This is a genomic window from Roseateles sp. GW821-FHT09B06, assembly GCF_059418245.1.
In genome coordinates, this window is the sequence record NZ_JBWKPM010000013.1 from 15,342 (window position 1) to 37,834 (window position 22,493).

26 protein-coding genes are annotated in these 22,493 nt (G+C 68.1%); 9 read left to right on the plus strand and 17 right to left on the minus strand.

Annotation, left to right across the window (positions count from 1 at the left end; all coding sequences use genetic code 11):
* Positions 1–167: 167 nt before the first annotated feature.
* The 4 genes from AC07OQ_RS13105 to AC07OQ_RS13120 form a co-directional block, all read right to left on the minus strand.
* Positions 168–1,294, minus strand: a protein-coding gene (locus tag AC07OQ_RS13105) for an IS3 family transposase (RefSeq protein ID WP_495053565.1) whose coding sequence is annotated in 2 segments (ribosomal slippage) — positions 168–1,051 and positions 1,051–1,294 — 1,128 coding nt in all. Because the reading frame shifts where the segments join, the coding sequence is not laid out codon by codon here.
* Positions 1,295–1,324: 30 nt separating this feature from the next.
* Positions 1,325–1,798: an alpha/beta fold hydrolase gene (locus AC07OQ_RS13110; RefSeq protein WP_495053566.1), complete on the minus strand. Its 474-nt coding sequence runs from the start codon at positions 1,796–1,798 to the stop codon at positions 1,325–1,327.
* A gap of 195 nt (positions 1,799–1,993) precedes the next feature.
* Positions 1,994–2,308 (minus strand): DUF2917 domain-containing protein, encoded by a 315-nt coding sequence (locus AC07OQ_RS13115; protein ID WP_495053567.1) that lies wholly within the window; start codon positions 2,306–2,308, stop codon positions 1,994–1,996.
* Positions 2,309–2,487: 179 nt separating this feature from the next.
* On the minus strand, positions 2,488–3,615 hold the full coding sequence (locus AC07OQ_RS13120; RefSeq protein ID WP_495053568.1) for a CaiB/BaiF CoA transferase family protein: 1,128 nt from the start codon (positions 3,613–3,615) through the stop codon (positions 2,488–2,490).
* Positions 3,616–3,661: 46 nt separating this feature from the next.
* Between AC07OQ_RS13120 and greB the strand changes: the two genes are divergently transcribed.
* The gene (greB, locus tag AC07OQ_RS13125; RefSeq protein WP_495053569.1) at positions 3,662–4,228 is read left to right on the plus strand and encodes a transcription elongation factor GreB; all 567 of its coding nucleotides are present in this window, start codon (positions 3,662–3,664) and stop codon (positions 4,226–4,228) included.
* Positions 4,229–4,238: 10 nt separating this feature from the next.
* Here the strand turns inward: greB and AC07OQ_RS13130 are convergent, their stop codons facing one another.
* The 3 genes from AC07OQ_RS13130 to gmk form a co-directional block, all read right to left on the minus strand.
* A complete protein-coding gene (locus tag AC07OQ_RS13130; RefSeq protein WP_495053570.1) occupies positions 4,239–6,521 on the minus strand; it encodes a RelA/SpoT family protein in 2,283 nt (760 codons plus the stop codon).
* Positions 6,522–6,644: 123 nt separating this feature from the next.
* Positions 6,645–6,848: a DNA-directed RNA polymerase subunit omega gene (rpoZ, locus tag AC07OQ_RS13135; protein ID WP_077036989.1), complete on the minus strand. Its 204-nt coding sequence runs from the start codon at positions 6,846–6,848 to the stop codon at positions 6,645–6,647.
* 22 nt (positions 6,849–6,870) lie between these two features.
* Entirely contained in the window at positions 6,871–7,491 is a 621-nt protein-coding gene (gene gmk, locus AC07OQ_RS13140) for a guanylate kinase (RefSeq protein WP_495053667.1), read from the minus strand.
* Positions 7,492–7,873: 382 nt separating this feature from the next.
* On the opposite strand from gmk, the gene AC07OQ_RS13145 reads away from it, so the two are divergent.
* Positions 7,874–9,145, plus strand: coding sequence for an AI-2E family transporter (locus tag AC07OQ_RS13145; protein WP_495053571.1), 1,272 nt, complete (start codon positions 7,874–7,876; stop codon positions 9,143–9,145).
* A 152-nt stretch (positions 9,146–9,297) separates the two neighbouring features.
* Here the strand turns inward: AC07OQ_RS13145 and AC07OQ_RS13150 are convergent, their stop codons facing one another.
* The 4 genes from AC07OQ_RS13150 to AC07OQ_RS13165 form a co-directional block, all read right to left on the minus strand.
* Complete coding sequence (locus AC07OQ_RS13150; protein WP_495053572.1) at positions 9,298–10,548, minus strand: M14 family zinc carboxypeptidase; 1,251 nt, start codon at positions 10,546–10,548, stop codon at positions 9,298–9,300.
* Between the two features lie 418 nt (positions 10,549–10,966).
* On the minus strand, positions 10,967–11,197 hold the full coding sequence (locus AC07OQ_RS13155) for a GDCCVxC domain-containing (seleno)protein (RefSeq protein WP_495053573.1): 231 nt from the start codon (positions 11,195–11,197) through the stop codon (positions 10,967–10,969).
* Entirely contained in the window at positions 11,194–11,475 is a 282-nt protein-coding gene (locus AC07OQ_RS13160; RefSeq protein ID WP_495053574.1) for a cation transporter, read from the minus strand. The genes AC07OQ_RS13155 and AC07OQ_RS13160 overlap by 4 nt, the downstream gene beginning before the upstream one ends.
* 8 nt (positions 11,476–11,483) lie before the next feature.
* On the minus strand, positions 11,484–11,831 hold the full coding sequence (locus tag AC07OQ_RS13165; RefSeq protein WP_495053575.1) for a mercuric transporter MerT family protein: 348 nt from the start codon (positions 11,829–11,831) through the stop codon (positions 11,484–11,486).
* A gap of 72 nt (positions 11,832–11,903) precedes the next feature.
* On the opposite strand from AC07OQ_RS13165, the gene merR reads away from it, so the two are divergent.
* A complete protein-coding gene (gene merR / locus AC07OQ_RS13170) occupies positions 11,904–12,302 on the plus strand; it encodes a mercury resistance transcriptional regulator MerR (protein ID WP_495053576.1) in 399 nt (132 codons plus the stop codon).
* A 162-nt stretch (positions 12,303–12,464) separates the two neighbouring features.
* On the opposite strand, the gene pdxR is transcribed toward merR, so the two are convergent.
* Complete coding sequence (pdxR, locus tag AC07OQ_RS13175; RefSeq protein WP_495053577.1) at positions 12,465–13,940, minus strand: MocR-like pyridoxine biosynthesis transcription factor PdxR; 1,476 nt, start codon at positions 13,938–13,940, stop codon at positions 12,465–12,467.
* An 88-nt stretch (positions 13,941–14,028) separates the two neighbouring features.
* Here pdxR and AC07OQ_RS13180 point away from each other — a divergent pair, with 88 nt between their 5' ends.
* Together AC07OQ_RS13180 and AC07OQ_RS13185 are read left to right on the plus strand one after the other, a co-directional pair.
* Positions 14,029–14,652 carry an FMN-binding negative transcriptional regulator gene (locus tag AC07OQ_RS13180; RefSeq protein WP_495053578.1) on the plus strand — a complete coding sequence of 208 codons (624 nt, stop codon included), beginning with the start codon at positions 14,029–14,031 and terminating at the stop codon, positions 14,650–14,652.
* A complete protein-coding gene (locus AC07OQ_RS13185; RefSeq protein WP_495053579.1) occupies positions 14,649–15,092 on the plus strand; it encodes a GNAT family N-acetyltransferase in 444 nt (147 codons plus the stop codon). Before AC07OQ_RS13180 ends, AC07OQ_RS13185 begins: the two co-directional genes overlap by 4 nt.
* A 12-nt stretch (positions 15,093–15,104) precedes the next feature.
* Here the strand turns inward: AC07OQ_RS13185 and AC07OQ_RS13190 are convergent, their stop codons facing one another.
* The 4 genes from AC07OQ_RS13190 to AC07OQ_RS13205 all read right to left on the minus strand — a co-directional run bounded on the left by AC07OQ_RS13190 (position 15,105) and on the right by AC07OQ_RS13205 (position 18,278).
* The gene (locus AC07OQ_RS13190) at positions 15,105–15,431 is read right to left on the minus strand and encodes an alpha/beta hydrolase family protein (protein ID WP_495053580.1); all 327 of its coding nucleotides are present in this window, start codon (positions 15,429–15,431) and stop codon (positions 15,105–15,107) included.
* A 213-nt stretch (positions 15,432–15,644) separates the two neighbouring features.
* A complete protein-coding gene (locus tag AC07OQ_RS13195) occupies positions 15,645–17,330 on the minus strand; it encodes an electron transfer flavoprotein-ubiquinone oxidoreductase (RefSeq protein ID WP_495053581.1) in 1,686 nt (561 codons plus the stop codon).
* 124 nt (positions 17,331–17,454) lie between these two features.
* A complete protein-coding gene (locus AC07OQ_RS13200) occupies positions 17,455–17,826 on the minus strand; it encodes an NIPSNAP family protein (RefSeq protein ID WP_495053582.1) in 372 nt (123 codons plus the stop codon).
* Between the two features lie 32 nt (positions 17,827–17,858).
* Positions 17,859–18,278, minus strand: a complete 420-nt coding sequence (locus AC07OQ_RS13205; protein ID WP_495053583.1) for a hypothetical protein — start codon at positions 18,276–18,278, stop codon at positions 17,859–17,861.
* Between the two features lie 228 nt (positions 18,279–18,506).
* On the opposite strand from AC07OQ_RS13205, the gene AC07OQ_RS13210 reads away from it, so the two are divergent.
* From AC07OQ_RS13210 to AC07OQ_RS13225, 4 genes are all read left to right on the plus strand, one after another.
* On the plus strand, positions 18,507–19,289 hold the full coding sequence (locus AC07OQ_RS13210; RefSeq protein ID WP_495053584.1) for an SDR family oxidoreductase: 783 nt from the start codon (positions 18,507–18,509) through the stop codon (positions 19,287–19,289).
* Positions 19,289–19,921 carry a YceH family protein gene (locus tag AC07OQ_RS13215; protein ID WP_495053585.1) on the plus strand — a complete coding sequence of 211 codons (633 nt, stop codon included), beginning with the start codon at positions 19,289–19,291 and terminating at the stop codon, positions 19,919–19,921. Before AC07OQ_RS13210 ends, AC07OQ_RS13215 begins: the two co-directional genes overlap by 1 nt.
* Complete coding sequence (locus tag AC07OQ_RS13220; RefSeq protein WP_495053586.1) at positions 19,918–20,337, plus strand: acyl-CoA thioesterase; 420 nt, start codon at positions 19,918–19,920, stop codon at positions 20,335–20,337. The genes AC07OQ_RS13215 and AC07OQ_RS13220 overlap by 4 nt, the downstream gene beginning before the upstream one ends.
* 65 nt (positions 20,338–20,402) lie before the next feature.
* Complete coding sequence (locus AC07OQ_RS13225; protein ID WP_495053587.1) at positions 20,403–21,590, plus strand: cyanophycinase; 1,188 nt, start codon at positions 20,403–20,405, stop codon at positions 21,588–21,590.
* Here the strand turns inward: AC07OQ_RS13225 and AC07OQ_RS13230 are convergent.
* A complete protein-coding gene (locus AC07OQ_RS13230) occupies positions 21,587–22,468 on the minus strand; it encodes an MBL fold metallo-hydrolase (protein ID WP_495053588.1) in 882 nt (293 codons plus the stop codon). The two genes, AC07OQ_RS13225 and AC07OQ_RS13230, sit on opposite strands and share 4 nt — an antisense overlap.
* Positions 22,469–22,493: the final 25 nt, after the last annotated feature.

The following is a 22,493-nucleotide window of genomic DNA, read 5'->3' on the forward strand; positions in this document are numbered from 1 at the left end:
TCGCCGGAAAGCCGGGCCGAAGCAGGAAATAGTGCCGACTACTTATTATCCACAGGCTCCGAAGGCGGCAGAAAATTGCGATCGAAGACGCGCCTTGCGCGCATGGTCGCGGGCGCATGACCTGCCCCCTCCCGCCGTACCAGTCAGGCGGAAGTCCGGGTTGAAGGTTACTTGATCTCGTTGCTTGAAGCCCGTGGCAGCCGGTTGTTGTTCCGGTGGCGTTGAGCAAACTCCGCCGGCGGTATCCGTCCAAGGCTGCTGTGGGGGTGCACCTCGTTGTAGTCCTGGCGCCAGCTGGCGATCACTGATCGCGCCTGCGGCAGCGTCTCGAACCAGTGCTCGTTCAGGCACTCGTCGCGGAACCTGCCGTTGAAGCTCTCGATGTAGCCGTTCTGCATGGGACGGCCCGGTTGGATCAGGATGTGGCGCACGCTGTGGGACTGCGCCCAGGCAATGAAGGCCCGGCAGATGAACTCCGGCCCGTTGTCGGTTCTCACCGCCGCGGGGTAGCCGCGGAAGAGCGCAGCCCGGTCCAGCAGCCGCGTCACGTACTTGCCCGAGATGCCGTAGTCCACTGCGATGTCCACACACTCGTGCGAGAAATCGTCGGCCACGGTCAGACACTTGATGCGTCGGCCATTTGCCAGGCTGTCGGAAACGAAGTCCATGCTCCACACCTCATTGACGCGGCTGGCCACCGTGAGCGGCACCCGCTCGCTGGCCGCGCGTCTGACCTTCTTGCGCTTGCGCACCGCCAGCTGCGCCTGGCTGTACAGCCGATAGACGCGCTTGTGGTTCACGCCCGGGAACTGCGGGCGCAGCAGGTCGTGGATGCGGCGATAGCCCCGCAGGTCAGGCGCGTAGCGGCGGCCCAGATGATTTCCCAGCATCATCTGTCCGAACGCCGCGCGTGCCGCCTGGTGGGGCTCTCCAGAGACAGCTATCGCAACCCGCCCGTGGTCGATGAAGCCACGCGACAACTCAGCGCCAAGATCGTCGAGATCGCACAGGTACGGCGGCGCTTCGGCTATGGCTTTACGCCGAAGACGTCCTTGAGCGCGTGGATGTCGAGGTGAGCTTCGGCCAGCAGGCGCTTGAGCTTGGCGTTCTCGGATTCGAGTTCCCGCAGCCTCTTGGCGTCCGTGGCCTGCATGCCGCCGAACTTGGCCCGCCACTTGTAGAACGTCGCGTCGCTGAAGCCGCCTTGCCGACACAACTCCTTGACCGGCATACCAGCCTCGGCCTGCCTGAGGAACCCGATGATCTGCTCCTCGGTGAATCTGCTCTTCTTCATGTCCATCATTCTCCTGGTTGATGGACTTCACTACCTTTGCGTTGGTACGGCAGGGAGGGTGCAGGTCAGCCGCATGCGCTCGCCGATCGCCTGGCGCGCCGGCGCTTCGGCCGCCTCGGCACCCAGCATTTGAGCGATGAATATCTGGCGGAATGGCGATTTCTCGTGTGCCCAGCCCTGGCGCGCGCTCGCCAGCAGCAGCTTGGCTTCCTCCAGCAGGTGCGGCGGGCACGTCGCGGCGCTGAAGTACGAGCGGCCGTAGCCATTGAGGATCACGAGCGATGTGACGCGCTCCGGGTGGCGCGCGGCGTACGCGATCGCGATCGGAGCGCCGCACGAGATGCCCAGGAGCGTCGCGGGTTGCGGCGCCCAGGCGTCCATCACGGCCTCGAAGTCGGACAGCATCGTCGCGAAGTCGAATGCCGGAACCTGCCGCGTGGATAGACCGCAGCCGCGCAGATCGTAGCGGATGAAACTGTGCTGCGCGCTGATCGCCTCGATCATCGACCATGTATGAGGCTCGCGCAGATCGCACTCCAGGTGGCTCATCTACGTGCCCACGCGCACCAGCGGCGGTCCGCTGCCCGTCACGGCACCGGCGATCATGACCCGGTCGCCGGTCGTGAGGAAGCGCAGTTGCTGGCGAGGTTCCATGGGCACGGTTCTCGGGCAGACGGTGCGGCGATGGTACGCACCGGTTCAGTCGCGGGCAAGCTCGAGTCGTTCATCCTCGAGCGCGTGCACGAGGACGCGTGCGCCGGGCGCATGGAGGAACTGCTGCCCGGCTTCGAGCACGATGTCCTCTGGGGCGCCGTCGCGCGTAATCCAGACGTAACCATGCTGCACCCGGACGCGGGAATCGCTTCGGGCCAGTTGCAGCGTCCGGTGCCGCTCCAGGAGCATCGAACGCATCACGACGCCTTGTTGAGGGGCGGCCGCGGCGCGGCTGGCGAAGAGACACAGGATCCAGTGTGGGACGGCGAGCGGCGGCGTGAAGTCGGGCGAAACATGCATGGCGGGCTCCGTCGTGAGGAACCCAGTGTTGCGCGCTGCCGGTCGCCAGCCCAGTCGGAGGGCTACGGTACCGGGCCGGTGCGACTACGGTATGGATACCGTAGCGCCGGAATGCGGGCAGGGAATCCGTCTTTGATGCCAACCGCGTTTGTGCCTTCGCCTTGTTTGCCTTCGCAGTTTCAGGCGCTCGCCAGGCGTTCGACCATGGCGGCATCCAGCCCCAGCTCATCCAGCACCTCGCGCGTCTGCGCGCCCGGTTCGGGCGCGGCCCGTGGCGAACGCGCCGGCGTGCGCGAGAAACGCGGCGCGGCCGCGGGCTGCAGGCGGCCCTCCACCTCGACGAAATTGCCGCGCGCGCGCTGGTGCGGGTGCTCGGCGGCCTCGTCCAGGCTCAGCACCGGCGCGGCGCAGGCATCGCTGCCCTCCAGCAGCGTGGCCCAGGCATCGCGCGGCCGCTCGCGGAGGCGCGCTGCCACGCGCTCGCGCAGCGCGGGCCAGTCCTGCACCATGTACTGACGTCCCGGATCGACATCGTCCAGCCCCAGGCGCTGCAGCAGCTCGCGGTAGAAGGGGGGCTCGATCGCGCCCAGGCTCAGATAGCGACCGTCGGCGCATTCGAAGCAATCGTAGAAGGGCGACTCGTGCAGGAAGAAGTTCTGCGCCGGCGCGTCGCTCCACAGCCCGCCACCGCGCAGCGAATGGATCAGCGCGGTGAGGCAGGACACGCCGTCCACCATCGCCGCATCCACCACCTGGCCGCGCCCCGAGCCCCTGGCCTCCAGCAGCGCGCAGACCAGGCCGAAGACCAGGAACATCGCACCACCGGCCATGTCGCCCAGCAGCGTGGCCGGCAGGCTGGGTGGCACGCCGGCGCGTGTGGCGACCGAGAGCGCACCGGTCAGCGCGACATAGTTGAGATCGTGGCCGGCCGACTGGGCCAGCGGACCGGTCTGGCCCCAGCCGGTGACGCGGCCGTAGACCAGGCGTGGGTTGCCCGCCTCGAAGGCCTCGGGCCCCAGGCCCAGGCGCTCCATCACGCCGGGGCGGTAGCCCTCGATCAGCGCGTCGGCGCCCATGATCAGCGCCTTGGCGGCGGCCAGGGCCTCGGGCTGTTTCAGATCCAGGCAGATCGAGCGCTTGCCCCGGTTCATCGCATCGCCGCCGCCGAGCGTGCGCAGTTGCGCCGGGCGCTCGATCACGATCACCTCGGCGCCCATGTCGGCCAGCAGCATGCCGGCGAAGGGGCCGGGGCCGATGCCGGCGAACTCGATCACGCGCAAACCGTTCAAGGGACCGCTCGATGCCATCTCTGCGCCTCCTCAGGGGCCTTTTGATGGCGACACAATACACGCCATGAGCAAGGCATTCACCAAGGAAAGCACGCAGGACGACGAGGACGGCGACGATATCGGCCTGCCGCCTCTGCCCCAGGGCATGCGCAACTACATGACGCCGGCCGGCTATGCGCGGTTGCGCGCCGAGTTCATGGAGCTGCTCGATGTGGAGCGCCCCAAGATTGTCGAGATCGTCTCCTGGGCCGCGAAGAATGGCGACCGCTCGGAGAACGGCGACTACCTCTATGGCAAGAAGCGCCTGCGCGAGATCGACCGGCGCCTGCGCTTCCTGACCAAGCGCCTGGATATTGCCGAGGTGGCCGATCCCAGCGCCCACCATGGCAGCGACCAGATCTTCTTCGGTGCCACCGTCAGCTATGCCAACAGCAAGGGCGAGGAGCGCACCATCACGATCAAGGGCATCGATGAAAGCGACAGCCTGGCGGGCGAGGTGAGCTGGATCTCGCCGATCGCACGGGCGCTGCTGAAGGCGCGCGAGGGCGACGAGGTGCAGCTGATGACGCCGGGTGGTATCGAGAAGCTGGAGATTCTCGAGGTGTCCTATCCGGTGCCGGCCAAGGCTTGACCGGGTTTGATCAGGGCTTGACCCGCCAGACACGCAGCACCGAGGGGCTGCGCTTCAGGGTGCGCAGCACGTCGGCCAGGTGCAAGCGGTCGCGCACCGACAGCAGCAGGTTCATTTCGGCCGTCTCCTGCTGCTGCGATTCCTCGCTCATCGAGATATGGGTGATGTCGGCCTCGGCGCTGCTGACCGCCTGGGCCACCTGTGCGAGCACGCCCTTGCCGTTGTTCAGCAGCATGGCCACGCCGGCCTCGAAGGGGCGGCTCAGCTCCTCGGCCCAGCTGACGGCGATCCAATGCTCGGCGTCGCGCTGGAACAGGCGCCGGCCCACCGAACATTCGGCGGTGTGCACCATCAGGCCCTCGCCGCGGCCCAGATAGCCCTTGATCTCGTCGCCCGGGATGGGGCGGCAGCAGGGGGCCAGGCGCACCGAGGCACCTTCGCTGCCGTCCAGCATGACCTGACCCTGGGACGGCGCATCGTCGCTGACGAAGCGGCCCATCGACAGCATCACCGCGTCGGGCCGCTGGCCCTGTTCGGCCAGCATGCGGGCCAGCTTCTTGGCCACGATGGAGGCAATCTTTCGGCCCAGGCCCACCTCGACCAGCAGTTCGTCCACATGGCGGTTGCCGGCCCAGCGCGCCAACTGCTGCCAGAGCTGGGCAGCCTCGGCGTCCTCGTCATCCAGACTGGGCAGGGCCAGGCCTTCCGCGCGCAGCGCCTGGGCCAGCATCTTCTGACCGAGCTCGCGCGATTCCTCCTGCTCCAGGTTCTTCAGGAAATGGCGGATCTTGGAGCGTGCCCGGCCGGTGCGCACGAAGCTCAGCCAGGCCGGATTGGGTCGCGCGCCGGTCGCGGTGACGATCTCGATCACGTCGCCGCTGCGCAGTTCGGTGCGCAGCGGCACGGGCTCGCCGTTGATCTGGGCGGCCACGCAATGGTCGCCGACGTCGGAGTGGATCGCGTAGGCGAAGTCCACCGGCGTCGCGCCCTTGGGCAGGGCCATGATCTTGGACTTGGGCGTGAAGACATAGACCGCGTCCGGGAACAGATCGATCTTGACATGCTCCAGGAACTCGTTGGCGTCGCGGGTCTCGTCCTGGATGTCTATCAGCGACTGCAGCCAATGCGCGCCCAGCTGCTGGGTGGCCTGCGCATCATTGCGGCTCTTGTACATCCAGTGCGCGGCCACGCCCTTCTCGGCCACCAGGTGCATGGTCTCGGTGCGCATCTGGAACTCCACCGGCGTACCCAGCGGGCTGACCAGGGTGGTGTGCAGCGACTGATAGCCGTTGGGCTTGGGGATCGCGATGTAGTCCTTGAAGCGGCCCGGCTGCGGCTTGTAGAGCTGGTGCAGCACGCCCAGGGACAGGTAGCAGGTCGGCAGCTCGTCGACGATGATGCGGAAACCGAAGATGTCGCTCACCTGGGCGAAGCTCAGGTGCTTGTCCTTCATCTTCTTGTAGATCGAGAACAGGGTCTTCTCGCGACCCTGGATCTCGACCTTGATGCCGGCCTCGGCGAAGGCCTTGATCACGTCGCGCTCGATGCGCGAGACCAGGTCGCGGCGGTTGCCGCGCGCCTTGGCGATGGCCTTGGCCAGGGCGGCGTGGCGCCAGGGATTGATGAAGCTGAAGGACAGCTCCTGCAGCTCGCGGTAGATCTGATTCAGGCCCAGGCGGTGGGCGATCGGCGCGTAGATATCCAGGGTCTCGCGGGCGATGCGGCGGCGCTTCTCGGGCGCCATGGCCTGCATCGTGCGCATATTGTGCAGACGGTCGGCCAGCTTGATCAGGATCACGCGCACGTCGCGCGCCATCGCCAGCAGCATCTTGCGGAAGCTCTCGGCCTGCGACTCTTCCTTGGTGGAGAACTGCAGCTTGTCCAGTTTGGTCAGACCATCCACCAGCTCGGCGGTGGGGGCCTCGAAACGCTCGATCAGCTCGGATTTGGTGACGCCGCAGTCCTCCATCGAGTCGTGCATCAGCGCCGCCATGATGGCCTGGGCATCGAGCCGCCATTCGGCGCAGATGCCGGCCACTGCGATCGGATGGGTGATATAGGGCTCGCCGCTGGCTCGCATCTGGCCCAGATGGGCCTCGTCGGCGAACTTGTAAGCCTCGCGGATGCGTTTGATGTCGGCCTTGGGCAGGTAAGCCAGGCGGTGCACCAGGGCATCGAAGGAGGCCGCCTCGGCCAGGCTCGGTTCGCTGGGCGCACGCAGGCCCGGCAGCCCGCCGGACAGTCCGGACAGGGCGGCAGGCAGATGAGTGGCGGCGAAAGATCTCAGACCCATGCTGTGAATTTAACCGATCGCCGTCGGTGCGATCGGCAACGGGTCTTGAGCGGGCGCCCGAAAACGACAACGGGCACCCGAAGGTGCCCGCGATGTGCATGCCCCGGAAGGGGCAGGGCGGTCTTAGACCGGCACCTTGCGCAGCATTTCCACGCCCACTTCGCCGGCGGCGATCTCGCGCAGCGCGGTCACGCCGGGCTTGTTCTTGCTTTCGATCTTGGGCGTGTGGCCCTGGCTCAGCATGCGGGCGCGGTAGGTGGCGGCCAGAACCAGCTGGAAGCGGTTGGGGATCTTGGTCAGGCAGTCTTCGACGGTGATGCGGGCCATGGCGGTTTCCAGGTCGGGTGGTTCAGGGGAGGTCGAGCGCGCGGAACACGGCGGAGCGGTTGCGGCGCTGAGCGGCGTATTTTAACCGCTGTGCGTGGACGATGGCTTTCAGGTCGAAGACAGCAGTGTCAAACACCGCATTGACGACCACAAAATCGAAATGCTGGGCCTGTGCCACCTCGATGCGCGCATTGGCCATGCGCTGCTCGATCACCTCGGGCGCGGTGTCGCCGCGGCGGTTCAGGCGCTGCATCAGTTCCTCCCAGGAGGGGGGCAGGATGAAGATCAGCACCGCGTGCGGAAACAACTGCTTGATCTGCAATGCGCCCTGGAAGTCGATCTCCAGCACCACGTCTTCGCCATCCGCCAGACGTTTTTCGATGCCGGCGCGCGAGGTGCCGTAGAGATTGCCGTGCACCTCGGCCCATTCGAAGAAATCGCCATGCTCGACCTTGGCGCGGAATTCCTCGGGCGTGATGAACCAGTACTCGCGGCCATGCTGTTCCTGGCCGCGCGGCGCACGCGAGGTGTGGGAGATGGACACGGCCAGCTTGGCATCCAGCTCCAGCAGGGCCTTGACCAGGCTGGACTTGCCGGCCCCACTGGGGGCGGCCACGACGAACAGATTGCCCGGATATTCCATCAGCTTTGCTAAATCTTTGATTTGCAAGATATTTTAACCTGGCTGATGAGGGGTGTTTGCTGCATTGCAACAAGAGTCGGGCGAAACGGCCTACCGCCACCTTGTTCGCTCGAGCCCCGGTGATGGCTTCCGCATCCTCCGCTGTGCTGGTTGAGGCCGCCGCCGCTGCCCTTCTCGACGCGCTCGCCCTGTGCAACCTTCCCCACGGCTTCCTCCATGGGTCTCCACCGGCCGGATCGGCGCGTTGCTGGCGCTGGCCGGGCCGAGCATTGCATGCACGACGGGCGCCTACGCGGCGACGAGCGGCCCACCTACACGCCGTGCGCCGCGGGCATCGCACAGTGGCATCGGCGGCCGGCATGGTGTCGGCGGCAAGGAGGGCATGATGCCTGGGAGCAGCGCGGACCTGCGTGCGGCCGCTCCGGCCGGCGGTCGGGACGAGGTGGACGATGCGCCGAGGGCCGACCGGGTTTCGGACCCGTCGGCCGGAGCGACAGGGGGCGCGGCGGGCCGGCCGACCGGGGCGGTCCAGCCCGCCTTGGTGGATGCGCGCGGCCTGAGCCTGAGCTGCATCGCGCTGATCCTGTCGCTGCATCTGCTGGACTGGGCCGGCGCGATCTTCGTGCCCGTGCTGCTGAGCATCGTCGCCAGCTACGCGCTGACGCCGCCGATGCTCTGGCTGGAGCGCATCCGCATACCGCGCTGGATCGGGGCCGGGCTGGTGGTGGGGCTGCTGGTGGCGAGCCTGGGCACTGGCACTTATGCGCTCGCCGACGATGCCGCGGAGTTCATGGATTCCCTGCCGATCGCGGCCCAGAAGCTGCGTCAGTCCCTGAAGACCCGCCAGCTGTCGGGATCGGCCGCACTGGACAAGGTGCAGAAGGCCGCAATCCAGCTGGAGCAGGCCGCGGCGGAGAACGCGCCGGGCGGCGCGGCGCAGGTTTCCAAGGGCGTGATGCGGGTGCAGATCGTGCGGCCGCAGTTCAGCATCCAGGAATACCTGTGGTCCGGCACGGTCGGTCTGCTGGGCTTCGTCGGCCAATGCCTGTCGGTGGGCCTGCTGACCTATTTTCTGCTGGCGTCCGGCCGGAGCTTTCGTCGCAAGTTCGTGAGCATTGCCGGCCCCACGCTGCGCCGCAAGCGCCTGACCGTCGAGGCGCTGGACGAGGTGAACGAGCAGATCCAGCGCTACCTGCTGGTTCAAATGCTGCTGAGTGCCCTGGTCGGCCTGTGCAGCTGGCTGGTGTTCCTGTGGATCGGCCTCGAGCAGGCCGGTATCTGGGGGCTGGCCGCGGCGCTGCTCAACCTCGTGCCCTATGTGGGCGGCCTGCTGTTGTCCGGCACGGCGGCCCTGGTGGCCCTGGTGCAGTTGGGCACGCCGGAGGCGGCCCTGCTTGTGCTGGTCTCGTCGCTGGGCATCCGGTTCGTGACCGGCTATCTGCTCACGCCCTGGCTGACCAGCCGTGCCAGCCGCCTGAATCCGGTGGCGGTGTTCGTCGGCGTGCTGTTCTGGGGCTGGCTGTGGGGCATTGCCGGGGTGTTGCTGGCGGTGCCGCTGCTGATGATCGCCAAGGCCTTTTGCGACCGCATCGCCTCGCTGGAACCGGTGGGCGAACTGCTGGGCAGCGTTCCTTCGGACCACGGGCCGCCGTAGAGGCTCGGCCGGTGGCCATTCAGGAACTCAAGAAGGGCGGGCGTGTTGCAACAGCTGGCGACAACTCGGCGAGTCTTCGATGCGGGGCGCCGGCCGAACCTCCTTGAGGCTTGCCGGGCCCCGCATGAAGCTGATGCGATCCCTGCGCTAGCTCAGTTGCCCAGGTGATCGGGGTCGTCTTCTTCCGTTTCGCCCGGGCCGGTGCTCGGCGGCTGGCCATTGGCCGGCACTACCAGCACGTCGGCCAGGTCGGGGCTGAAGCCGGCCAGAGTGGGGTCCTTGGCCAGCTCTTCTACGATGGCCATCGAGGCGTGGTAGCCAATCTTTTGGATGTAGCCGCCCGACTTGGTGCCGATGCCGCCGCGCAGTTCCAGCAGCACCGAACCCGAGCCCAGCAGACCATAGGCGTTGCGCGAGATGCCGGGCTCCGTGCCACCGGGGTAGCGGCTCAGATTGGCGTAGGGGTACTTGGCCAGGGTCTGCGCAATGATCACCACCACTCGCTTGGCCATGGTTTTGCCGGCATTGAAGCGCGCCAGGGCCGTCGGGTCCACCGCCTGCAGCCGCACCGCGGTGCCGTCGGCCGTGGGGTAGAGCGTGGAGGCGGTCACCAAGCGGCCGTCATGCACGCGGTCGCCCTGGTGGTGCATATCGAGCGCCAGCGCCGGCTTGAACCGGTCGTTGAGCCAGCGGATGTTCTTCGCCTCGGGCACGGGGTTGCCTTCGGACACCAGGTAGGGTCCGGTGCTGTCGATGTCCTTGGTCTCGCAGCTGGTGACGCCGGTGGTGAGGTTCGGGTAGTTCGGGTTGTCTAAGGGGCACTCGGGCCGGAAAGCGTGATACCGATTGATGTCGTAGCCGCGGCCGCGCTGGTAGAAGGCCGGTAGCGGACTCACGGTGAAGCGCGGGTCGTAGTTCTGGCGCCAGGGCACCTGGTTGCCGGTGGTGTCGGTGAGCGGCGTCCCGTCGGGCTTCTCGCCGTCGAAGCCGTCGACGTTGACGCGCGGCACCACCACCACGGTGAGCGAGTTGCGTATCACCTTCGAGGCCGTCGAGTTGTTCGCCAGGGTGCGCACGAGGTTGACCGCCGAGTCGCTGGTCTCCATTTCGTCGCCGTGCTGCTGCGCGATGATGAGCGCGGCGGTGGGGCCGTTGCCGATCACCACATAAGGCACCTGACGACCGGTGTTGCTCTTGTAGGGCGCGTAGCGGAGGGTAGCGACGCCATTGGAGGTATGGACCGCGCTTTCTAGCGCCTTCAGCATCTGTGCATAGCTGCGCAGCGAGGCCAGGCTCTCGTTCTCCTCGTTGGGTCCGTTCGGAATGGTGGTGGGCTGGGCCCAGGCCAGGCTTGCGCAGAAAGCTGCGGCGGCGCCGACGACCGCCACTCGGGACTTGAGCATCGCTGACTCCTTCTGATGGCATATCCCGACGGGACGGCGGGTGAGGCGGATCCTAAGCGGGCCGCGCGGGGCCGCAAGCAATGACCCGGCGCGCGGGATGGTCGAACGTCGGTGCTGCGTAGCGAGGTGGCATGACCGCCTCCGTGCGCCGCGAACCGACGGAGGATCGGGCCGCTCGTCGGCTACTTTCCGGTCGCGCGCATCGAGACCATTGGCAAGTGCGGTGGCCATGCGGCGGCTCCTGATGGCCGGCCAATCTTTTCCATTTCGCTGCGGATTCGATCGACGATCGGCTTGGGCGTACTGCTCAAAACCGTGACACCGACGCTTGCATGAGGAAGGACAAAGGAAGGACAAAATCCGGCACTGCCCATGTGGCCCGCCACTGAAGGTTTTCCTGCCACGCCGCGGGCAGGCATCAGGCGCCGCAGCTGGAACAGCCCCCCAGCATCTGCACCGGCGGGCACTTGACCGAGCCATAGGAGCAGAACACGCAGCAGTCGCCGGCCTTCGGCCGCAGCACCGCCTTGCACCGCTCGCAATCGTAGAAATACTGGCAGGCATCGGTTGGCATGCGCTCGCGCCTGGCGTGCCCGCAATGAGGGCATGTCAAAACGGAGTCCAGCAAGGGCCTGGTCGTCGCCGTCACTGGCGCACCATCGAGGGATAGCCTGCTTCGGTGGCGGCCTTGGCCAGCGCTGCGGGGGATGTCTTGTCGGCGTCGAAGGTGACCATGGCCGTCTTCTTCTCGAAATCGATCTGCGCCTGGCTGACGCCGGGCACATGCGTGAGCGCCTTCTTGACGGTGACGGTGCACAGCTTGCACGTCATGTTCTGGACGTCGAGCACGGCGGTCTGCGGCGTCGCGGCGATCGCGGCCACCGGCATCAAGGCGATCGTCAAAGTGGAGAGCAGCAAACTTCGCATGGGGCCTCTCAGAGGAAGAACGGCGCCAGCCACGGCACCGACAGCAACGCGGCGAGCGCCGGCGCGACGATCCAGAAGATCCTGCGCTGACGCCCGAGTACGACCGGTTCGGCACATGCCGCCCCCGGCTCGCAGACCTGCGGCCGCAAGTGCAGCTGTCGGAACGCCAGGCCGAGGAACAGCAGCGTCGCACCGATGAGCCAGGGGCGAAGCGGCTCCAGCGCGGTAAGCCTGGCGACCCAGGCGCCGCCGATGCCGAGCATCAGCAGCACGAGCGGGCCGACACAGCAGAGCGAAGCACCGATCGCGGCCAGCGCACCGGCGAAGAGGGAACCCTTGACGTTGAACGATGCCATCTGCGGAGTGAACTGGTTCGATGACAGATAGTCTAAAGTCCGTACCATGGTACGGAGTCAAGAGGAATTGTGATGACCGAGCTGACCATCGGACGTCTGGCCGCCGCGGCAGGCGTGAACGTCGAGACAATCCGCTACTACCAGCGACGCGGACTGATGCCCGAGCCGGACAAGCCGGTCAACGGGCAGCGGCGCTACGCGGTCGATGCGGTCAGGCGGGTGCGGTTCATCAAGCGGGCGCAGGTGCTGGGCTTCACGCTGGAAGAGATCGCTAGCCTGCTAGCGCTCGATGAGGCGCATGCCTGCGCCGAGACTCGCGAACTCGCCGCACACAAGCTGGAGATCATCGAGGGCAAGCTTGCCGATCTGAAGGCGATGCGCAAGGCATTGACCGCGCTGCTGCGTGAGTGCGACACGGGCGCGACCCAGGGCGCCTGCCCGATCATCCATGCGCTCGCGGCAGACTTCTGAGCGCCGCGGCAATGCTCTTGGAGGCCTCCGGGGCGGTTCCGGAGCGCGGTGAGATTGAGCGCGGGGGCGGCCTTGCCTGGCCTTCGGCCCTGTGCCGGTCCCTGGCTGCTCAGGTGCTTCGCTATTCGTCGCCAGTTCTGAACCGCCGCTGCCGGCAAGAACTCATCGCGCGGGGCTCCGCTTCCAGACGCGGACCAAGGTCTGCACCGCCGTGTCGATCTGCGCCGGTGTCACCGCCGCGAAACCCAGCAGCAGGCCGGCGCGGCCGCTGGCCGGCAGCACCTGGCCGACCTGGCGCAGCCGCCCCAGTTCGATGCCGGCCGCCTCGCCGAGATCGGCCAGGCGCTGCTCCTCGGCGGCGCTCTCCAGCGGCAGCAGCGCATGCAGGCCGGCATGCGGCGATGGCAACGGCAGCGCGGCGCCGAAGGCGCGCTGCCAGGCCGTCAGCAGCGCATCGCGGCGCTGTTCGGCGGCCCGGCGCGCACGCCGCACATGGCGCAAGAACTGACCCTGCTCGATGAAATCGGCCAGCACGCTCTGCTCGGCCACCGAGGCATGGCGGTCCAGCGCCCAGCGCAGCCGTGCCAATGCCGGCGCCAGGACCGGGGGCACCACCAGATAGCCCAGACGCAGGCCCGGGAACAGCAGCTTGGAGAAGGTGCCGACGTAGAGCGTGCGGCCGGCCGGATCCAGCGAGGCCAGCGGCGCCAGCGGCACACCGCTGAAGCGGTACTCGCCGTCATAGTCGTCCTCCAGCAGCCAGGCCGCGTGGCGGTGCGCCCAGGCCAGCAGATCCAGGCGGCGCTGCAGACTCATCACCGCGCCGCCGGGAAACTGGTGCGAGGGCGTCACATGCACCAGCCGGCAGGGCCCCAGCGCCTCCAGCGCCGCCACCCGCAGGCCCTGCTCGTCCACCGGCACCGGCAAGACCTGGCCCCCGGCCAGGGCGAGGGCCGCCGCGGCAGCGCGGTAGCCGGGCGACTCGATCGCGGCGCGCTCGCCCGGGCCCAGCAGGGCCAGCGCCGCCATCGCGATGGCCTGCTGCGAACCGCTGGTGACGATCACCTGCTCGGCCGTGCAGGGCAGGTCGCGACCATGGCGCAGGTAGGCGGCGATCATCTCGCGCAGGCGCGGCAGGCCGGCGGGATCCGAGTAGCCCAGCGGCTGCCGCGCGGCATGGCGCCAGAAGCGCGCCTGCAGCCGCGCCCAGACCGCATGCGGGAACAGATCCAGCGCCGGGACGCCATGGCGGAAGGCGCGCGGCGGACCTTCGACCACGCGCGCCGGCGCGAAGTCCTGCAGGCGCTGCCACAGCGGGGTGGCCGGCAGCGCCAGCACCGGGGCGGTCGCCGGCGTCGGTCGCGGCGCCGTCTCGCCCCGCAAGGCCGCGACATAGCTGCCGTCGCCGGTGCGCGCCTCCAGAAAGCCTTCGGCCAGCAACTGTTCGTAGGCCCGCACCACGGTGTTGCGCGAGACCTTCAGGGCCAGGGCCAGCTCGCGCGTCGTCGGCAGGCGCAGCGCGGCCGGCAGCCGGCCTTGCAGGATGCGCGCCTTCAGCTGGGCGTGGATCTGCTGGGTCAGGCCCTGGCCCGGCCGCAGTTGCATGCCGGCCGGATCCAGGCCGAGGATTGGTTCCATCAAATTACCGACAATTGGAGCTTTCATCGTACCAGGCGGGCGCATAGAGTGCGCTGCATCACCGCCCACCGCAAGGCCTCGACCCGTCATGTACAAGCCCGCGCATTTCGTCCTGCCTGAACTGGATCTGGCCCGCCAACTGATCGACGAGCAGCCGCTGGCCCTGCTGATCGGCCCCGATGAGCAGGGGCGCAGCTTCGTCTCCCATCTGCCGCTGTCCTGGGGCGCGGCCGAGGCGGGCGGCGACGGCTGGTGGCTGGAAGGCCATATGGCGCGCGCCAATCCGCATTGGACCTGGCTGGCCGCGCAGCGCGAGGTGCTGGCCGTGTTCAGCGGCCCCGATGCCTATGTATCGCCGCGCCATTACGAGCATGAGCGCAATGTACCCACCTGGAACTATCTGGCCGTCCATGTCTATGGCGAACTGGAGCTGATCGACGCCGCCGCGGCCAAGGATGGGCTGCTGAAGCGCCTGATCGCGCGCCACGAGCCGGACTACGCCGCCCAGTGGCGCGCGCTGCCGGAGGACTTCCAGCACAAGCTGCTGGGAGCGATCGTCGGCTTCCGCATCCATGTGACGGGCTGGGAGGCCAAGGCCAAGATCAGCCAGAACCGCGCGCCCGCTGAACGTGCGCGCATTGCCGCCGAGTTCGCCCAGGGCTCGGCCAAGCAGCGCGAATTGGCGCTGTGGATGCAGAGGCTCGGGCAGTGAGCGGGCTGGAGCTGCGGCCGCTGCGCCCCGAGGACCGGGCCGGCTGGGAACCGCTGGCGCGCGGCTACAAGGCCTTCTACAGGACCGAGCATCCCGCCGAGGTCTACGACACGACCTGGGCGCGCCTGCTGGCCGGCCGCGAGGTCGCGGGGCTGGCGGCGCTGCGCGACGGCCGCTTGCTGGGCATTGCCCATTACTTCTTCCACACCAGCGTCTGGACCGGCGAGGCCTGCTATCTGCAGGATTTGTTTGTCGACGAGGCAGCGCGCGGCCGTGGCGTGGCGCGTGCCTTGATCGAGGCGGCGGCCGAGCGCGCCCGTGCGCACGGCGCCACGCGCTACTACTGGCTCACCCATGTCGACAATGCGCGGGCCCGCGCGCTCTACGACAAGCTGGCCGGGCACCGCGGCATGCTCCGCTATGACTATGTGATCGCCTGAGCCCCGGCCGCGCTAGTCGCGGCCGGACCGGTCCGCCGCCAGCTGCTCCCGCAGGAAGCGCTCCAGCAGCGTCAGCATCTCGTCGTGGTTGCGGGTCAGGCCAAGGCCATGGCCCTCGCCGTATTTGGCCATCCACAGCGGCTCGTTGCCGGCGCGCTGCAGCGCGCGGCGCATGCCCTCGGACTGCTCCAGCGGCGTGCGCGCGTCGGCGATCCCGGCGTAGAGCATCACCCTGGCCTTGATGCGCGCGGCCAGGTAGACCGGCGACACGGCCTGCAGCGCCGCGCGCTGCTGCTCGGGGTCGCCGACCATGTCGATCCAGAGGAGCAGACGAAGCATCAAGGGCTGGATGGAAGTGAAACAGCCCGCGGCAGGGCGGGCTGGAGCGCTGCGGCGCACGGCCCCCTCGGGCGCCGCTCGGTGCCGGGTCAGTGGATCGGTGCGAAGCGCGCCAGCGGCCGCCCTTCCGGGATCGCGTGCACCGGGCGCGCACCCGGCCCGACCGGACAAGAAAAAGCCCGCCGGGCGGCGGGCTGGGTCCGAGGGCTCGGCTTACATGCCGGCGTAGTTCGGGCCGCCCCCACCTTCGGGCGTGACCCAGACGATGTTCTGCGTCGGGTCCTTGATGTCGCAGGTCTTGCAGTGCACGCAGTTCTGCGCGTTGATCTGCAGGCGGTCCTCGCCGGCATCGGTCTTGACGAACTCGTAGACCCCGGCCGGGCAGTAGCGGCTCTCGGGGCCGGCGAACTTGGCCAGATTGATCGCCACCGGCACCGAGGCATCCTTCAGCGTCAGGTGGGCCGGCTGGTTCTCTGCATGGTTGGTGTTCGAGACGAACACCGAGGACAGGCGGTCGAACGTCAGCTTGCCGTCGGGCTTCGGATAGTCGATCTTGGCGCAGTCGGCTGCCGGCTTCAGATAGACATGGTCCGGCAGCTGGCGGTGGATGGTCCAGGGCGGGCTCTTGATACCCAGCTTGGGCAGCAGCCAGAACTCGATGCCGGTCATCAGCGCGCCGACGGTGTTGCCCTTCTTGAACCACTGCTTGAAATTGCGCGATTGGTCCAGCTCGGCCTTCAACCAGCTCTGCTCAAAGGCCGCGGGGTAGGCGGTCAGCTCGTCGTGCTGGCGGCCGGCGGCCAGGGCCTCGGAGGCGGCCTCGGCGGCGAGCATGCCGGTCTTGATCGCGGCATGGCTGCCCTTGATGCGGGCCGCGTTCAGGTAGCCTGCATCGCAGCCGACCAGCGCTCCGCCGGGGAACACGGTCTTGGGCAGCGAGAGCAGGCCGCCCGCGGTGATCGCGCGTGCGCCGTAGGAGATGCGCTTGCCGCCCTCGATGTGCTTGCGGATGCTGGGGTGGGTCTTCCAGCGCTGCATCTCTTCGAAGGGCGAGAGCCAGGGGTTCTTGTAGTCCAGGCCGGTGACGAAGCCCAGCGTGACCTTGTTGCCCTCCAGGTGGTAGAGGAATCCGCCGCCATAGGTCTCACCATCCATCGGCCAGCCGGCGGTGTGCACAACCAATCCGGGCTTGGCCTGCTCGGCCGGCACTTCCCACAGCTCCTTGATGCCGATCGCATAGCTCTGCGGGTCCTTGCCGGCGTCGAGCTGGTACTTGGCGATCAGCTGCTTGCCAAGGTGGCCGCGCGAACCTTCGGCGAAGATGGTGTACTTGCCCAGCAGTTCCATGCCCAGCTGGAACTCGCCGGTGGGTTCGCCGTCCTTGCCGACGCCCATATTGCCGGTTGCCACGCCGCGCACCGCGCCATCCTCGCCGTAGACGATCTCGGCCGCGGTGAAGCCCGGGAAGATCTCGACGCCCAGCGCTTCGGCCTGTTCGGCCAGCCATTTGGTGACCGAGCCCAGCGCGATCACGTAGTTGCCGTGGTTGTGCAGGCATTCCGGGATCAGCCATTGCGGCGTCTGGGTGGCGCCGGTCTCGCTGAGGAACAGCACCTCGTCGCCTGACACCGCCTGCCGCAGCGGGGCGCCCAGTTCCTGCCAGTTCGGGAACAGCTCGGTGATGGCCCTGGGGTCCATCACGGCCCCCGAGAGGATGTGGGCACCCGGCTCCGAACCCTTCTCCAGCACGACAACCGAGATCTCCTGGCCCTTCTCGGCCGCCAGCTGCTTGAGCCGGATCGCGGTGGACAGGCCGGCGGGGCCGCCGCCCACCACCACCACGTCGTACTCCATGTTCTCGCGCGGGCCGTACTGGGCCACCAGTTCTTCGGAAGTCATGTCTGTCCTTGCTTGCTTATTTATCCTGGGGCGAGCGCGGACGGCCGCGCCTTGTCGCGCCGCATTCTACTGGTGTGCCATGGAAAAAAGAACGATCGTGCTATTTTGACCTGGAGGCGCCGCTCTAAGGCCGGGTGCTGGAGGTATTGGACCGCCGCAGGTCCTCGATCGATACGGGCGACAGCCACAGCACGGTGTTCAGATAGCTCTCGATCAGGCCGACCACCGCCTCGCGCGGTCCCGAGCGCCAGGCCTCGGAGCCGTAGAACTCGGCCTGGCGGCGCTGCAGATCGGCCAGGTCGTCATAGGCGCGCAGCAGGTAATAGCAATCGGCCTCATGCTCCGACGGACCGAACGAGACGACCTCGGTGCCCCAGTCGCGCAGCATCGGCACGGCGCGCTCCTGCACCGTGGCATGAAAGGCCGCCAGGCTGCCGGGCTTGAGCTTGTAGGCGCGGATCTCGAGCAGGCGCGGCTTGGGCGGCTTGTTCATCATGCGGCGGGCTCTCGCAGGGGCGGTGGCCGCGCTCAGCGCGACCGGGCCTGCAGATGCTGGCGCAGCCGCAGCAGTTCGTCCTGGATCGGGGCGGCGAAGCCCATGCGCTGGCCGCGCCGGTCGCACAGCAGGTCGTTCAGCAAGGCCATGCTTTCAAGCAGGTCGGGCCAGTCCTCGGCGATCCGGTTGACGAGGCGCGGGTAGCGGTCGCTCAGCTCGGTCGGCCGCAGTTCCGGCGGCAGGGCCAGCAGCCAGTCGATCGCCGCGCCGGTCAGGGCGCGGTCGGTGGGCAGCGGCTTGCGGCGGCGGCCCTCCCAGCCGCCGGCCCGAACATGAGCCATCTGCTCGATGCCCGGCGGCAGCGTGTCGAGCGAGCCGCGCGCGTCGTTCAGGTCGACCAACTCGAAATCGAAGGTGTCGGGGGGGGAGCGATTCGATGTGGCGTCAAGCATGTCGGGCCTCTCTTGCGAAACCGGTGGCGGCCGGGGCGCCAAGGGCCCTGGTCGCGAGCGCGCCGGTGCCGTGATTGTGAGCCAGTCACCGCCTGCCTGTACATGGCCCGGCCCTCGTTCGAGGGGCAGGGTGGCGCGCCCGGTCGGCGCGCGCCCTGGACATCGAAGGCCGTCCGCCGCGTGCTATCGTTTCTCTCAGGCAGTACGACAGGACGAGAAGGACGAGACATGAGCTACAGCATCGATTTGTCGGGTCGCGTGGCCCTGGTGACCGGCGCCTCCAGCGGCCTGGGGGCACAGTTCGCCCGCACGCTGAGCAAGGCCGGAGCCTGCGTGGTGTTGGCGGGGCGCCGCGTCGAGCGGCTGAAGTCGCTGCGCGCCGAGATCGAGGCCAGTGGCGGTGACGCCCATGTGGTGGCTCTGGACGTTACCGACCTGGACAGCATCAAGTCCGGGGTGGCGCATGCCGAGACCGAGGTCGGCACCCTGGACATCCTGATCAACAACTCCGGCGTCAGCACCACGCAGAAGCTGACCGAGGTCAGCGGCGACGACTACGACTATGTGATGGACACCAATGTGCGCGGGGCCTTCTTCGTCGCGCAGGAGGTCGGCAAGCGCATGCTGGCGCGCGCGCGCGGCGCGGCACCGGGCACCTTCATCGGCGGACGCATCGTCAACATCGCCTCGATGGCCGGCCTGCGCGTGCTGAGCCAGATCGGCGTCTACTCGATGAGCAAGGCCGCGGTGATCCACATGACCAAGGCGATGGCGCTGGAATGGGGCAAGTACGGCATCAATGTCAGCGCGATCTGCCCCGGCTATATCGATACCGAGATCAACCACCACCACTGGAGCACCGAGCAGGGCAAGAAGCTCGTCGACCTGCTGCCGCGCAAGCGCGTGGGCCATCCGCGCGATCTCGACACCTCGCTGCTGATGCTGTGCGCCAACGAGAGCCATTTCATCAACGGGGCCGTGATCCAGGCCGATGACGGGTTCGGTGTCTGATGGCCTTGCGTGAACTGAGCGCGCTGGAAGCGCGCGTGCTGGCCGTGCTGGTGGAGAAGCAGCACACGGTGCCGGACAGCTATCCGATGTCGCTGAACAGCCTGACCCTGGGTTGCAACCAGAAGACCGCGCGCGATCCGGTGATGAACGCGAGCGAATCCGAAGTGCTGCAGGCGCTGGACGAACTGAAGGCCATGCATCTGGTGAACGAGGTCAGCGGCAGCCGTGTCGTGCGCTTCGAGCACAACGCGGCGCGTGTGCTGGGCGTTCCCGGCGCGGCGCTGGCTTGTCTGACGCAGTTGATGCTGCGCGGCCCGCAGACCACGGCCGAGCTGCGCCTGAACACCGAGCGGCTGCACCGCTTCGCGGACATCTCCTCGGTGGAGGGGTTTCTGGAGGAGTTGGCGGCGCGCGAACCGCAGCCCTATGCCCAGAAGCTGGCGCGCGCCGCCGGGGCCCGCGAGCCGCGCTGGGCTCACCTGCTCGGCGGCGAGGTGGCCCAGCCGGTCGCGTCCGTGGCGGCCCCCGTTCCGGCGCGCGACGAGGAGCTCGCCGCGCTGCGCGCCGAGCTCGAGCAGCTGAAGGCCCAGGTGGCGCGCATCCAGGCCGAACTGGGGATTCCCGCGTCATGAGATTCGAGATTCCCGACGCGAAGAAGCTGGTGCATGAGACCCGCATCCCGATACGCTGGGGCGATATGGATGCGATGGGCCATGTCAACAACGCCATCTACTTCCGCTACCTGGAGATCGCGCGGGTCGAATGGCTGGACAGCCTGGGCGGCGCGCCCAACCCGGACGGGCAGGGCCCGGTGATCGTCAATGCCTTCTGCAACTTCTACAAGCAGCTGGAGTACCCCGGCGAGGTCATTGCGAAACACTATGTCAGCAACCCCGGCCGCTCCAGCTTCGACACCTGGATCATCCTGGAGCGCAGCGACCGGCCGGGCGTGGTCTACGCGGCGGGTGGGGCCACCACCGTGTGGATGGACTTCCCGGCGCAGAAGTCGACCGCGCTGCCGGACTGGCTGCGCGAGAAGCTCGTCTAGGGCCGCCGGGCGGCCGACACAGCTTGTAGCCGACATGGCGGGCCTATAGTGCCAGCATGCCAGCCATGCATCTCGCCTACATCGTCGCCGTCCTGTTGTGGGGCATGCTCTGGCTGCGGCCCTTGGAGGCTTCCGCGCAGACCGCGATCGCGATCGGTGGCGCCCTGCGCTTCGATCACCAGGCGGTATGGCGCCGCATCGTCGACGAGGCGGGCGGTCCGGGCGCGCGCTTCGCCGTGTTCGCCACCGCGGCGGGCAATCCGGCGCGCGCGGCCGAACGGGTGATCGAGGCCCTGCGGGCGCAGGGCGCCGATGCCACGCTGGTGCCGGTGGCGCCGGCCTTGCCCGGCGTGGACCTGCAGCAGGAGCTGCACAGTGCCGAGAACCTGGCCCTGGTGCGGCGGGCCGATGGCGTGTTCTTCACCGGTGGCGCGCAGGCCCTGATCGTCGACACCTTGCAGCCCGACGGGCAGCCCACCGAACTGCTGCAGGCGATCTGGGCGCTGTACCGGCGCGGCGGCGTGATCGCCGGCACCAGCGCCGGCGCCGCCGTGATGAGCACGACCATGTTCCGCGATGCGCCGGATGCCTTGCAGGCCTTGCGCGGCCGCTTGCGCGAGGGGCGGGAGATCGACCGCGGCCTGGGTTTCGTGGGGCCGGCGCTGCTGATCGACCAGCATTTCCTGCGCCGCGGCCGCATCGGCCGCCTGCTGCCGTTGATGCGGGCCAAGGGCTACCGCCTGGGCCTGGGCATCGAGGAGAACAGCGCCGTGGTGATCAAGGGGGGCACGCTGGAAGTGATTGGCGGCAGAGGGGCGCTGCTGGTGGACCTGGGGCAGGCAAGACATGACCCCGAGGTGGCGCAGTTCAATGTGCAGGGCGCGCTGCTGAGCTTTCTGGCGCCGGGCGACCGGCACGACCTGGCCAGCGGGCAGAGCCTGCCGGCGGCGCGCAGGCGCGTCGGTCGTCGGCTCCCACGGGAGCATGGGGACCCGGATCCCCAGCGCCCGCCCGTCGTGCCGGACATCCTGGCCGACAACGCCATCGTCGCCGCGATGAGTTCGCTGCTGGACAGTCCGGCTCGCGAAGCCTACGGGCTGGCCGGCGCCGGGGCCGCGCCCCCGGGCTTCGAATTCCGGCTCTACAAGACCGCGGCGACCTCGGCCTGGCAGGCCGAGGAGGCGGGTGGCGACACCACGATGCTGCGACTGGGCCTGGACGTGCGGCCCCTGCAGGCCGAATCCGCGCGCTAGCTGGTCTTGCCCGGCAGGGCGTTCAAGGGGATGCGCAGATAGGACACGCCGTTGTCGTCGGCCGGCGGCAGCTGGCCGGCGCGCACATTGACCTGGATGGACGGCAGGATCAGGGTGGGCACCTCCAGCGTGGCGTCGCGGGCCTGGCGCATCGCGACGAACTCGTCCTCGCCGATGCCGTCGCGCACGTGGATATTGTGTTTGCGCTGTGCCGCCACCGTGCTCTGCCATTGCGGGTCGCGGCCGGCGGGCGGGTAGTCGTGGCAGACGAAGATGCGGGTGGCCGGCGGCAGGTCCAGCAGGCGGCGCATCGAGCGGTAGAGCTGGTGGGCATCGCCGCCCGGAAAATCGGCGCGGGCGCTGCCCACATCGGGCATGAACAGGGTGTCGCCGACGAAGACCGCATCGCCGGCCAGATAGGCCATATCGGCCGGCGTGTGGCCCGGCACCAGCAGGGCGGTGAGCTCGATCTCACCGACCCGGAAGCGCTCGCCATCGCTGAACAGATGATCGAACTGCTTGCCATCGGGCAGGAAACTGCGCTCCAGGTTGTAGAGCTTCTTGAAGGTGGCCTGGACCTGCCGGATGTTCTCGCCGATGGCGATGCGGCCACCGACCCGGCCCTGCAGATAGCGGGCGGCGGAGAGATGGTCGGCGTGGGCATGGGTTTCCAGGATCCACTCCACCGTCAGGCCCTGGGCGCGCACATGGGCCAGCATCTTGTCGGCCGAGTCGGTGCAGGTGCGGGCGGACCTGAAGTTGTAGTCCAGCACCGGGTCGATCAGCGCGGCGCGCCGGGTTGCCGGATCGGCCAGCACATAGGACACGGTGCCGGTCTGCGGGTCGAAGAAGGCGTCGATCTGTGGCTGGCTGCTCATGCTGGTCTTTTCAATCTATTGAATG